The following is a 13,069-nucleotide window of genomic DNA, read 5'->3' as shown; positions in this document are numbered from 1 at the left end:
ATCAATAATAGAGAGGCTGGCAGTGAATAAATGTCATCGGCTGGCATATCATCAATGTCGTTGATGTGATAAAAACGATTTCCACTGGGTTATAGACATAAAAAAGAGGCATTTCAGGATAATTTACCTCAATTCAGCTCTTTTCCCCGTCGGCGGCGATGATATGATACCAAGAATTCTTATCAGCTAACCACCTTAATCATTTTTGAGAAAATACGAATGTTAAAAAAACTATTTTTCCCTCTTCTGGCTGCGCTGATGCTCGCAGGATGCGCTGCAAGCACAAACACACTGAACGTTACGCCGAAAATTACGCTGCCATCACAGGATCCAACCTTGATGGGCGTCACCATCAGCATTAACGGCGCAGACCAACGAGCTGATCAAGCGTTGGCGAAAGTGAATCGCGAGGGCCAATTAGTCACCCTGACACCTTCACGCGATTTACGTTTCCTGTTGCAAGAAGCACTGGAAAAACAAATGACAGCCCGCGGATACATGATGGGAACCGGTGGCCCGGTAGCTTTACAGATCGTCGTCAATCATCTGTACGCTGACGTATCCGAAGGTAACCTGCGTTACAACATTACGACTAAAGCTGATATTTCTATCCTGTCTCAGGCGGCAAACGGCAATAAACAAGTGAAAAATTACCGCTCCACTTATAACGTCCAGGGCGCTTTCACTGCCACCAATGAAAAAATCACCAACGCCGTCAATACGGTGCTAAGTGATGTTATTAATGACATGGCACAAGACACCAGCGTCAGCGAGTTTATCAAGACAAACGCGCGTTAATCATTTCAATCCGCTTCCGTTGCGCACGGACTCACACCGTGATGCAACGGAAAGGGCCATCCATGTTTAGTCGTATTATTACTCTCTTTAGCCAACGTAATTCGCGTTTTTTGTTGCTGCTTGGATTCGCATCAGGGCTACCGCTGGCGTTAACCTCCGGCACGTTACAAGCCTGGATGACCGTTGAAAATGTTGATTTGAAAACGATCGGCTTTTTCTCCCTTGTCGGGCAAGCCTATGTCTTCAAATTCCTTTGGTCACCACTGATGGACCGCTACACCCCACCTTTTCTGGGGCGTAGACGCGGTTGGTTACTGCTAAGCCAGCTATCCCTCATCGCCGCCATTATCTGCATGGGGTTCATGAATCCGGCCAGCGATCTTTGGTGGCTTGCCGCACTCGCTGTTCTTGTTGCCTTTTTCTCAGCATCACAAGACATCGTTTTCGACGCTTATAAAACCGATCTGCTCCCCCCTGAAGAACGTGGAACGGGTGCAGCAACCTCAGTACTAGGTTACCGACTGGCGATGCTGGTTTCAGGCGGATTAGCATTATGGATAGCCGACCGATTTTTAGGTTGGCAAGCAACATACTGGCTTATGGCCGGACTCATGCTGATCGGCGTCATCTCTACATGGCTGGCACCGGAACCACATAATACTCAGCCAGTACCGCGATCGATGGAACAAGCGATCGTTGCGCCATTACGAGACTTTTTTTCTCGTAATAATGCCTGGCTTATTTTGCTACTTATCGTTCTGTATAAATTAGGTGACGCGTTTGCTATCAGCCTGACAACAACGTTTCTCATCCGAGGGGTCGGTTTTAACGCGGGCGATGTCGGTTTGGTAAACAAAACATTAGGGCTGCTTGCTACGATCATCGGTGCCATTTATGGTGGTTTACTGATGCAGCGTTTAACGCTGTTTCGGGCTTTAATGATCTTCGGCATTCTTCAAGCCGTATCCAATGCCGGGTACTGGCTTTTATCTATCACCGATAAACACCTCTTCTCAATGGCCAGCGCAGTATTCCTTGAAAACCTGTGCGGAGGGATGGGAACAGCGGCATTCGTGGCACTATTAATGACGTTGTGCAACAAGTCATTTTCAGCCACCCAGTTTGCCTTGTTATCAGCCCTTTCGGCCGTGGGGCGTGTTTATGTCGGTCCGATTGCAGGCTGGTTTGTCGAACTCTACGGATGGGCGTGGTTTTACCTCTTTTCCATTATTGCAGCACTACCGGGACTTTTTCTCTTACTGGTATGTCGCAGTACTCTGGAGTTCACGCAAAAAACCGATGATTTTCAATTGCGCACCCGTTTCCCTACCTATTATAAGAACGCGCTGCGCATGCTCACCGTCGGCGCAAGTTTAATGGGATTGTGGCTAATATTGTTAATCATCGATGCTCTAGGATGGAACATTCCAGCCTTTATCGCTGAATACTTGCTGCTGGCTGGCAGCGGATTGGCGCTTTTAGGGGTTTTATTAGGTAGCCTGCTGGACTACCTCGCATTAAGGTCGCCTCACGCAAGAGCACAGTAAACGGAACGTTGTGGGTATGATGCGACTTATCCTGCGCATTTATCCCCTTATTAAATTATTTTTCTCTTTATAATCGTATGAGGAAAACATTTATTTCATCGCGCTTAATATTTTTTCACGCTAATTTCGTTTTATGATCTTTTTCCCCGGATAAAAAATGACACCTCGCTAGAAAATAAGATTCGCACTCAGTTGTAATTTTTTATTATCCATCCATACTTCCATCTGTATGACGTTTTAATTTGCTGTTTTTTAAATTATTTTTTATTTTTGCGTTATCTTTGTGACAATCAAGGCAAAAAACAGCAACAATAGGCTGACATACCATCAATCATGTTTACAGTACAGTAACCTTCCCGTAAAATGCCCGCTCGCGTGAAATGACAATAGAGCCCTTTTTATTGAGGTCGCTAGATGAGACTCAGGAAATACAATAAAATTTTTGGGATGTTGTCTTTATTTGCAGCCACGGCGCTACTTAGCGGCTGCGATATGGCATTGATGAATCCCAAAGGACAGGTCGGGTTAGAGCAACGGTCGTTAATACTGACAGCAATCGGGCTGATGTTGATCGTTGTCGTTCCCGTTATCATTATGACGATTGCCTTTGCCTGGAAGTTCCGTGCTTCCAACGAAAAGGCGAAATACACCCCGAATTGGTCACATTCCAACAAAATTGAAGCCGTTGTTTGGACAGTACCAATTATCATTATCGTTATTCTTGCTACGATTACCTGGAAAACGACTCACTCGCTTGATCCGTACAAACCGCTGGAATCCGACGTGAAGCCAATTAATGTCGAAGTGATTTCACTCGACTGGAAATGGCTCTTCATTTATCCGGATCTGGGTATCGCCAGCGTCAATGAACTGGCTTTCCCGGCAAATACCCCTGTTGCGTTTAAAGTCACCTCCGATTCAGTGATGAACTCCATCTTCATCCCTCGTCTTGGCGGGCAAATTTATGCTATGGCCGGTATGCAGACCAAGCTGCACCTGATCGCCAACGAACCTGGCAAATATGATGGTATTTCCGGTGGTTACAGCGGGAAAGGCTTCTCCGGCATGAAATTCACTGCCATTGCTACACCAAGCCAGCAAGAATTCGACCAGTGGGTTGCCAATGTCCGTGCGTCATCCAAGACGCTTAATAACATGGATGAATTCAACAAACTGGCCCAGCCTAGTGAATTCCATCCTGTAGAACACTACTCCAGCGTTCAACCGGATTTGTTCAATAATATTATTCGCAAATTCACAGGCGACAACATGAACATGCACCCTCATGGTGAAAGCATGAAGCACGACGAAAACATGCAACACAATGAGAGTATGAACATGGGCGGGCATGGCTCGCACCAAGGAGCCGAGGGATAATACGATGTTCGGAAAACTTACACTCGATGCGGTTCCGTATCATGAACCCATTATTATGGTCACCGTGGCGGCAATCATTGTCGGTGGCCTCGCACTGCTGGCAGCACTCACCTATTTCGGTAAGTGGAAATGGCTATGGGCTGAATGGTTCACCTCCGTAGACCATAAGAAAATCGGTATCATGTACATCATCGTCGGTCTCGTGATGATGATCCGTGGCTTTGCCGATGCCATCATGATGCGTGGTCAGCAGGCCCTCGCCTCTGCCGGGTATGAAGGCTTTCTCAACGCTCACCACTACGATCAAATCTTTACCGCCCACGGCGTGATCATGATTTTCTTCGTCGCTACGCCGTTTGTAGTGGGATTGATGAACCTCGTCGTGCCGCTACAAATTGGCGCACGTGATGTTGCCTTCCCCTTCTTGAACTCACTGAGTTTCTGGCTGTTCGTGGTAGGGGTTATCCTGATCAACATCTCTTTGGGCGTCGGTGAATTCGCTCAAACCGGATGGGTCGCTTATCCACCGCTCTCCGGTAAGGAGTACAGTCCCGGCGTCGGGGTAGATTACTGGATATGGAGTTTACAGATATCCGGTGTAGGGACCACGTTAACTGGTGTTAACTTCTTTGCGACTATCTTGAAAATGCGCGCACCGGGTATGACATTGATGAAAATGCCGGTATTTACCTGGACGGCATTGTGCACCAACGTCCTGATTATCGCTGCATTCCCGATTTTGACAGTAACCATTGCGCTATTGACGCTTGACCGTTACCTCGGCACCCATTTCTTTACCAATGACATGGGTGGCAACATGATGATGTACATCAACCTGATTTGGGCCTGGGGACATCCTGAGGTTTATATTCTGGTGTTGCCAGTGTTCGGTATCTACTCAGAAGTGGTCGCCACATTCTGTAAAAAGCGTCTGTTTGGCTATACCTCACTGGTATGGGCAACCATAGCGATTACCGTATTGTCATTTATCGTCTGGTTACACCACTTCTTCACCATGGGGTCCGGCGCGAACGTTAATGCCTTCTTTGGTATTGCCACCATGATCATTTCAATCCCTACCGGGGTTAAAATTTTCAACTGGCTGTTTACCATGTACCAGGGACGCATTCAGCCTCACTCCTCCATGCTATGGACGACCGGCTTTATTATCACCTTCTCCATCGGTGGGATGACCGGTGTTTTGCTAGCCGTTCCTGGTGCAAACTTCGTTCTGCATAACAGTCTGTTCCTCATTGCGCACTTCCATAACGTGATCATTGGCGGCGTAGTATTCGGATGTTTTGCCGGTATCACTTATTGGTTCCCGAAAGCCTTTGGTTTCACCCTGAATGAAACCTGGGGTAAACGTGCGTTCTGGTTCTGGATCATCGGCTTCTTCGTTGCCTTTATGCCGCTCTATATTTTGGGCTTTATGGGAATGACGCGTCGCCTGAGTCAGCAAATTAACCCTGAATTCCATTCATTGTTGATGGTTGCCTCTTTCGGTGCGCTGCTGATTGGTCTTGGCGTGCTGTGTCAGGTTATCCAGTTCTACGTCAGTATCCGTGATCGCAATCAGAACCGCGATCTGACTGGGGATCCATGGGATGGACGGACACTGGAATGGGCAACTTCATCGCCTGCTCCATTCTACAACTTTGCTACCGTACCTCACGTCCATGAACGTGACGCGTTCTGGGATGCCAAAGAGAAAGGTGAAGCCTATAAAAAACCTGCTGGTTATGAAGAGATCCACATGCCGAAAAATACCGGTGCAGGTGTAATGATCTCTGCATTCAGTCTGGTATTGGGTTTTGCCATGATCTGGCATATTTGGTGGATGGCAATTGTCGGTTTCGCCGGAATCATTGTGACCTGGATTGTGCACAGCTTTAATCAAGATGTGGATTACTACGTTCCGGTTAAGGAAATTGAGCAAATTGAGAATCAGAACTTTGATCAACTCAGCAAAGCAGGCCTGAAACATGTCAACTGAAACTCTGACTAACCATAACGCCGCCCATGCCGAGCATGGGCATCATGATACAGGTGCCACCAAGGTATTCGGCTTCTGGGTCTACCTGATGAGTGACCTGATTATTTTCGGGTCACTGTTTGCGACCTATGCTGTGCTGGTTAATGGCACAGCGGGTGGTCCAAGCGGAAAGGACATTTTCAATCTGTCCTTTGTTCTGGTAGAAACTTTCGCCCTGCTATTCAGTAGTATCACCTATGGCATGGCGATGATCGCAATGAACAAGGGGAATAAGTCTCAGGTCAATGTCTGGCTGGGGCTGACTTTCCTGTTCGGTTTAGCGTTTATCGCGATGGAAATCTACGAGTTCCATCATCTGATCGCGGAAGGGTATGGCCCAGATCGCAGTGCATTCCTGTCCGCTTTCTTTGCTCTGGTCGGTACGCATGGGATCCACGTTACCGGCGGCCTTATCTGGCTCGCCCTTATGATGGTTCAAGTCTCTAAGCGTGGCCTGACTGCGACTAACAAAACGCGCTTGATGTGCCTGAGTTTGTTCTGGCACTTCCTTGATGTCGTTTGGATTTGTGTCTTCACTGTTGTTTACCTGTTGGGGGCAATGTCATGAGTCATTCAACAACCGATCATGCCGGCGCCAGTCACGGTAGCGTGAAATCCTATCTGATAGGTTTTGTTCTGTCGGTAATTTTGACAGTCATTCCTTTCGGTATGGTGATGGCCGGTTCAGCGTCACATAACATCATTCTTCTGTCCGTACTGGGATGTGCAGTGATTCAGATCGTGGTGCACCTGGTGTACTTCCTGCATTTGAATACGTCGTCAGAACAACGGTGGAATGTGGTGGCCCTTGTGTTTACCGTCCTGATTATCGCGATTGTCGTCGTGGGCTCCATCTGGATTATGATGAGCGCGCACCACAACATGATGATCCAGTAACAGAGCCGTAAAAGATGATTAAGCAATACCTGCAAGTCACTAAACCAGGAATTATTTTTGGTAATCTAATTTCTGTTATCGGCGGATTTCTCCTTGCTGCTCAAGGCAGCATTGATTATCCACTGTTTCTCGCCACCCTCGTTGGGGTATCGCTGGTCGTTGCGTCTGGTTGTGTGTTTAACAACGTGATTGACCGCGATATCGATAAAAAAATGGAGAGAACCAAGAATCGCGTCCTGGTAAAGGGGCTGATTTCACTGAAGGTAACGCTGGTTTACGCTTCATTGCTGGGTATTGCAGGCTTCGCACTGCTCTATATCGCAGCCAACCCGCTGGCCATGTGGCTAGCGGTGATGGGGTTTGTGGTTTATGTCGGTGTTTATAGCCTGTATATGAAGCGCCATTCGGTTTATGGCACATTGATTGGTAGCCTGTCTGGCGCTGCGCCACCGGTTATCGGCTATTGTGCAGTCAGTAACCAGTTTGATGCAGGTGCGCTGATTCTACTGCTGATTTTCAGCCTGTGGCAGATGCCTCATTCCTATGCGATTGCCATTTTCCGTTTCAAAGATTATCAGGCTGCCAATATTCCTGTGTTGCCTGTTGTTAAAGGTATTTCCGTCGCGAAAAATCATATTACGCTTTATATTCTTGCGTTTATGATTGCCACGTTAATGCTGTCTTTAGGTGGCTACGCTGGCTATAAATACCTGGTCGTTGCCGCAGCGGTAAGCGTATGGTGGCTGGGAATGGCGTTATCAGGTTATAAAAACGCCAATGATGATCGCGTATGGGCCAGAAAACTGTTTGTGTTTTCCATCGTCGCCATCACCTCGCTGAGTGTGATGATGTCTGTTGACTCCATGGCACCAGCGCATGAAGCATTGCTAACCTACCTGCGTTAATTTGCATGTTTTCATGCCAGATATAGCTCAGCATCACATCTCTATGTAAAACAAGCGGATCTCCGCTTGTTTTTCTTTTATTCCCCCCTTCCCTACCGCTAAATAACGTAGCCAAACCCTCGTTTACTCTTGGGTAGATTTACGGGTATGGGGTAACACACTAGAATGGCGCAACAGCTTTCAGAGGTATGAATGAACGATAATAAAATGACACCCGGTGAGTTGCGCGCCACATGGGGATTAGGGGCAGTTTTCTCGCTACGCATGCTCGGCATGTTTATGGTATTGCCAGTACTGACCACTTACGGCATGGCACTGCAAGGAGCCAGTGAAACACTGATTGGTATTGCGATCGGTATTTATGGCCTGATGCAGGCCATTTTTCAGATTCCATTTGGGCTGCTATCAGATCGTGTTGGCAGGAAACCATTAATCGTTGGCGGATTACTGATTTTTGCGTTGGGGAGTGCAATTGCCGCCCTCAGTGATTCAATTTGGGGAATCATTCTTGGCCGAGCCTTACAGGGATCCGGTGCAATATCCGCAGCCGTCATGGCATTGCTTTCAGACCTGACACGCGAACAGAATCGCACCAAAGCGATGGCATTTATCGGCGTCAGTTTTGGCGTCACCTTTGCTATCGCCATGGTCGTTGGCCCGATCGTTACACACGCATTTGGTTTACAGGCGTTGTTTTGGGGGATCACTCTTTTATCCCTGATAGGCATATTTATCACTATTACCCTGATCCCGAATGCCCCAGCGCATATCCTTAATCGAGAATCCGCTATCGTTCAGGGTAGTTTCCATAAAGTTCTGACGAACAGCAGATTGTTAAAGCTGAATTTCGGCATCATGTGTTTACACATCCTGCTCATGTCCAGTTTCGTCGCGCTACCACGCGTGCTGGAAAGTGCAGGTGTATTACCGCAGGATCATTGGAAAGTGTATCTGGTAACCATGCTGATATCTTTCGCTGGCGTTGTTCCTTTTATCATTTATGCCGAGTTAAAACGACGAATGAAACAGGTATTCGTCGGCTGTATCGCTGTGCTTATCGCCGCAGAATGGGTGCTATGGCAGGCAGAAAACCATCTCTGGCAGATTATTCTCGGCATACAATTATTCTTCCTGGCATTTAACGTGATGGAAGCACTGCTGCCGTCGCTTATCAGCAAAGAATCACCTACCGGGTATAAAGGTACGGCAATGGGCATTTATTCAACAACACAATTTCTCGGTGTCGCGATAGGTGGCAGTCTGGGTGGCGGTTTGTTCGAACTGTACGGCGCATCTGTCGTGTTTATCGCCGGCACCAGCATTGCCGCTATCTGGTTGTTGGTCGGTTTTACCATGCAGGAACCGCCGTACCTAAGCAGCCTGAGAATTACACTTTCCGATTTGGCTTTGAACGATAGCGAGTTTGAGAAAAAAATACGCACACAGCCAGGCGTGGCTGACGTCGTTATCGTACCCGATGAATACAGTGCATACGTTAAAATCGACAATAAAAAGACCAGTAGAAAGCAATTAGAAGAATGGGTCAGCGCACTCTAAACATGAATTTTACTGGGCTCAGACTGGTGACAACATAGCGACTTGCAATAACGTAGTTATTTTCGACGATGCAGTTATTTGCAGCCTCGACGGAAAACTCATCATTCCTGCGCAGACAGAAACCTTTCTGGTATCAACGCATCATCTGAAAGAAAAATCCCCATCTGCGCAGGGATGGGGATGAAGAAGGAGGGTCGAGGTTTGTCTGCAACCTCTAATCCGTTTTTACGCGCCTGTAATCGTATTAATCGCGGAAATTATTGAACTGGAATGGCTGGCCTAAATCGGCACCGCGTACCAGCGCCATCGCACCTTGCAAATCATCACGCGATTTTCCGGTCACGCGAATCTGTTCACCCTGAATTTGTGCCTGTACTTTCAGTTTGCTGTCTTTAATCAGTTTCACGATTTTTTTCGCCAGCGAACTTTCGATACCTTGCTTCAATTTAGCTTCAACGCTATAGGTTTTACCGCTATGTTCCATTTCCTCAGGGATCTCCAGCGAGCCGCCTTCGATACCACGTTTTACCAGTTTTTCACGCAGGATATCGATCAATTGTTGAACCTGAAAATCTGATTCACTGATCGCCTTAATGCTTTGTGACTTTTCATTCAGTTCAAAGCTAGCTGGAACATTACGAAAATCCCAACGAGTACTCAGTTCTCGCGTCGCATTTTCCACCGCATTCCGGACTTCCTGCATATCAATTTCCGAAACAATATCGAAAGATGGCATAATTTGTTCTCCTGACAAGTTTGACCTGGCCAGCATGATAACCACTACGTTGTTATAAATAAAATGCGAGTCGCTATCAGACTTATTGCGTTCAGACTTTACTCTACTGACAACCTGGAAGATAACAAGTATCAATGGATATTGATGCAAATGATGGTCGCTAACGACCGATACCAGCACGACGAGGCTGGTATCACTCACAAAGGGAGAGTCAAATGAAAATTACCGTTCTTGGTTGCGGCGCGCTCGGCCAGTTGTGGCTCGCAGCCTTGCATCAACAAGGACATGACGTTCAAGGATGGCTACGCATCCCACAACCGTTCTGCCCTGTCAATGTCACAATGCTGAATGGGCAACACTGTAACCTGAACCTGACGGCGAACGATCCCGATCATTTGGCGCAAAGCGAATTATTACTGGTGACATTAAAAGCCTGGCAGGTTTCTGATGCCGTCACGGCGTTATTGCCACAGCTCAGCCCGCGTTGCACCCTTTTACTGTTACATAATGGCATGGGCACGACTGAAGAGCTGCCACCACACAAGCAACCCTTAATTATTGGCATTACCACTCATGCCGCACGCCGTGATGCAACCACGGTCGTGCATGTGGCATCCGGCACTACCCATATTGGTTCCATTAGTGATAGCGATCAGCAGAGCCATTTTGCAGAGGTTCTACATCAAGCGCTCCCAGATGTCGCCTGGCATAATAATATTGCCGCAACCTGCTGGCTAAAACTGGCCGCAAACTGTGTTATCAATCCGTTGACGGCGATCCATCGCTGTACAAATGGTGAGTTGCTGGCGTACCCAGAAAAAATCTCAACGCTTTGCCAGGAAGTTGCCGACGTCATGGTTCGTGAGGGGTTCCATACATCACATGACACACTACAGCACTATGTTGAACAAGTGATCCAGAATACAGCAGCCAATACCTCATCAATGTTGCAGGATATCATGGCGCAGCGCCATACCGAGATCGACTACATTACGGGCTATTTGTTACGTCGAGCCAGAACCCACGGTTTGGCATTACCCGAAAACAGTCAGCTTTTTGAATTAATAAAGCGCAAGGAAAATGAATATGAACGCATCGGTGCTGGTGTGTCTGGCTCCTGGTAGTGAAGAAACCGAAGCGGTGACAACCATCGATTTGCTGGTACGAGCAGGAATCGAGGTCACACTTGCCAGCGTCGCTAGTGACGGAAATCTGGAGATCGTTTGCTCTCGTGGCGTTCGCTTAATCGCAGATGCGCCCTTGACGGAAGTTGCAGACTCTCATTTCGACGCGCTGGTATTACCCGGTGGATTGAAAGGAGCCGAGTATTTTCGAAATAGCCCCGTATTAGTTGAATGCATTCGCCAGGCTAATCAGGACGGTAAAATCGTGGCCGCTATGTGTGCGACGCCAGCCATCGTGCTTGAATACCACCAGCTTTTTCCCGTAGGGAATATGACCGGATATCCTGATCTAAAAAATAACATTTCTCCCGAAAAGTGGATGGATAAACGCGTCGTTTACGATCCACGCGTCAACCTGCTCACAACGCAGGGGCCGGGAACCAGTATGGATTTCGCCCTTAAAATCATTGACCTGTTACTGGGTAAAGAAAAAGCAGCGGAAGTGGCTGCACAATTAATATTACCGCCAGGTATTTACAACTATCGGGATGAGTCTCGCGGATAAATAGCGAAGGGCTGCACGTCTGCAAATGCTTAATTTCTGGCAGCAAAAGGCGCTTTCGCGCCTTTTGCACAGGGTTATGGACGGTAAACTTTTACGTTAGTAAACCCTTGCTCACGCAGATAAAGCGCTTGTAAACGACTCATGACGCCTCGTTCACAATAAAGCAGGTAGGTCTTGCTCTGATCCAAATCACCGAACTGCGTACTGAGTTTATAGAACGGTAGCGCCTTAACGGAAATATCAGTCAGAGACAGTGGTTTATCTTCCTGTTCATCCGGCGCACGAATATCCAGTAATACATCCGTTGGCGAAAATGCCACTACTGTTTCAACTTCAACAACGTCCTGCCGGGTTTGTTCGGCAATATCACGAATATCAATATTGCGGGCTTCACTGACAACGCGATCTAAAATCGAGAAATCAAAGTGGCTTTCTTCCGCCTCAATTTTTGATTTCACCGCTTTTACCGTTGGGCTTTTTGAGATTACACCGCAATATTCCGGCATCGTTTTCGCAAAATCTTCCGTACCCAGCACACGCGCCTGCTTGATAATGTGTTCTTTATCATGCGAAATCAGCGGGCGTAAAATGAGCGTATCAGAGGCATTGTCAATCAAACGCAAGTTAGTCAACGTCTGGCTGGAAACCTGACCAAGCGCTTCCCCCGTAACCAGTGCCTGAACACCATAGCGTTCGGCCATCTGAGACGCTGCGCGAACCATCATTCTTTTCAGGACCACACCCATCTGACCATCATCGACTTTTTCCAGAATCTCACCGACGACCGGTTCGAAATCAATCGCGATAAAACGCACCCGATGTGAGCTACCATAACGCTGCCATAAATAATGAGCGACCTGCTTAACACCAATTTCATGCGCAGCACCGCCCAAGTTAAAAAAGCAGTAATGGACGCGACAACCTCGACGCATCAGCATATAGCTGGATACGCTGGAATCGAACCCGCCCGATATCAGCGATAACACGTCCTCTTGTGTACCGATTGGAAAGCCACCGATACCTTCATAACGGGCGTTAATCAGCAGCAAACGATCCTGATCGATTTCCAGATGAACAGTAACTTGTGGCGAAGTCAGATTCACACGTGCCGTCTCAATATGTTGATTCAGTCCGCCGCCGACATAACGTTCAACATCCTGAGAACTAAAATCGTGTTTACCCCGGCGTTTTACTCGTACACAAAACGATTTTCCGTCAAGTTGTTCACGATACAGCGCCAGCGTCTGTTCAAAAATATCGTGAACATCGGTATAGCTTCGGTCTTCAACATCGAGAATATGATGAATACCGGGAATACGTGTCAACGCATCGCGAATAACATCGCGCTGACTTTCTTCTTTTGCTCGAACCTCGATATGATCCCAGTGACGGACAACCGCCAACGTTTCATCATAGTGCTTTAATACGTTGCGGATGTTACCGGTTAATATTTTGATAAAGCGCAACCGCACAGATTGGCTCTTGATAGTGATTTCCGGGAACAATTTAATGATAAACTTCATGGTGG

General features: G+C 47.4%; 12 protein-coding genes. 10 read left to right on the top strand and 2 right to left on the bottom strand.

The window, feature by feature from the left end:
* Positions 1 to 219: 219 nt before the first annotated feature.
* The 8 genes from ACKPVM_RS14845 (at position 220) to ACKPVM_RS14810 (ending at position 9,116) form a co-directional block, all read left to right on the top strand.
* Entirely contained in the window at positions 220 to 798 is a 579-nt protein-coding gene (locus tag ACKPVM_RS14845) for a lipoprotein (protein WP_409310166.1), read from the top strand.
* A 62-nt stretch (positions 799 to 860) separates the two neighbouring features.
* Positions 861 to 2,345 carry a muropeptide MFS transporter AmpG gene (ampG, locus tag ACKPVM_RS14840; protein ID WP_409310165.1) on the top strand — a complete coding sequence of 495 codons (1,485 nt, stop codon included), beginning with the start codon at positions 861 to 863 and terminating at the stop codon, positions 2,343 to 2,345.
* 414 nt (positions 2,346 to 2,759) lie between these two features.
* A complete protein-coding gene (gene cyoA, locus ACKPVM_RS14835; RefSeq protein WP_409310163.1) occupies positions 2,760 to 3,722 on the top strand; it encodes a cytochrome o ubiquinol oxidase subunit II in 963 nt (320 codons plus the stop codon).
* 4 nt (positions 3,723 to 3,726) lie between these two features.
* Complete coding sequence (gene cyoB / locus ACKPVM_RS14830) at positions 3,727 to 5,718, top strand: cytochrome o ubiquinol oxidase subunit I (RefSeq protein WP_409310161.1); 1,992 nt, start codon at positions 3,727 to 3,729, stop codon at positions 5,716 to 5,718.
* Positions 5,708 to 6,325 (top strand): cytochrome o ubiquinol oxidase subunit III, encoded by a 618-nt coding sequence (locus ACKPVM_RS14825; RefSeq protein ID WP_409310159.1) that lies wholly within the window; start codon positions 5,708 to 5,710, stop codon positions 6,323 to 6,325. The genes cyoB and ACKPVM_RS14825 overlap by 11 nt, the downstream gene beginning before the upstream one ends.
* Positions 6,322 to 6,654, top strand: a complete 333-nt coding sequence (locus ACKPVM_RS14820) for a cytochrome o ubiquinol oxidase subunit IV (RefSeq protein ID WP_409310157.1) — start codon at positions 6,322 to 6,324, stop codon at positions 6,652 to 6,654. The genes ACKPVM_RS14825 and ACKPVM_RS14820 overlap by 4 nt, the downstream gene beginning before the upstream one ends.
* 14 nt (positions 6,655 to 6,668) lie before the next feature.
* Positions 6,669 to 7,559, top strand: coding sequence for a heme o synthase (gene cyoE, locus ACKPVM_RS14815; RefSeq protein WP_409310156.1), 891 nt, complete (start codon positions 6,669 to 6,671; stop codon positions 7,557 to 7,559).
* A gap of 192 nt (positions 7,560 to 7,751) precedes the next feature.
* Entirely contained in the window at positions 7,752 to 9,116 is a 1,365-nt protein-coding gene (locus ACKPVM_RS14810; protein WP_409310155.1) for an MFS transporter, read from the top strand.
* A gap of 244 nt (positions 9,117 to 9,360) precedes the next feature.
* Here the strand turns inward: ACKPVM_RS14810 and ACKPVM_RS14805 are convergent, their stop codons facing one another.
* Complete coding sequence (locus tag ACKPVM_RS14805) at positions 9,361 to 9,852, bottom strand: YajQ family cyclic di-GMP-binding protein (RefSeq protein ID WP_409310153.1); 492 nt, start codon at positions 9,850 to 9,852, stop codon at positions 9,361 to 9,363.
* Positions 9,853 to 10,067: 215 nt separating this feature from the next.
* Between ACKPVM_RS14805 and panE the strand changes: the two genes are divergently transcribed.
* Positions 10,068 to 10,976, top strand: coding sequence for a 2-dehydropantoate 2-reductase (gene panE / locus ACKPVM_RS14800; protein WP_409310151.1), 909 nt, complete (start codon positions 10,068 to 10,070; stop codon positions 10,974 to 10,976).
* Positions 10,939 to 11,541, top strand: a complete 603-nt coding sequence (gene yajL, locus ACKPVM_RS14795; protein ID WP_409310149.1) for a protein deglycase YajL — start codon at positions 10,939 to 10,941, stop codon at positions 11,539 to 11,541. Before panE ends, yajL begins: the two co-directional genes overlap by 38 nt.
* A 74-nt stretch (positions 11,542 to 11,615) precedes the next feature.
* Here yajL and thiI read toward each other — a convergent pair whose 3' ends face one another.
* A complete protein-coding gene (gene thiI, locus ACKPVM_RS14790; RefSeq protein WP_409310147.1) occupies positions 11,616 to 13,064 on the bottom strand; it encodes a tRNA uracil 4-sulfurtransferase ThiI in 1,449 nt (482 codons plus the stop codon).
* Between the last annotated feature and the right edge of the window lie 5 nt (positions 13,065 to 13,069).

Origin of the sequence: Pectobacterium hainanensis, from assembly GCF_046237015.1 — a bacterium.
Classification (GTDB): Bacteria; Pseudomonadota; Gammaproteobacteria; order Enterobacterales; family Enterobacteriaceae; genus JBJYIN01.
The sequence above is the reverse complement of the archived record's forward strand: the minus strand, read 5'-3'. Positions and strand labels throughout refer to the sequence as shown.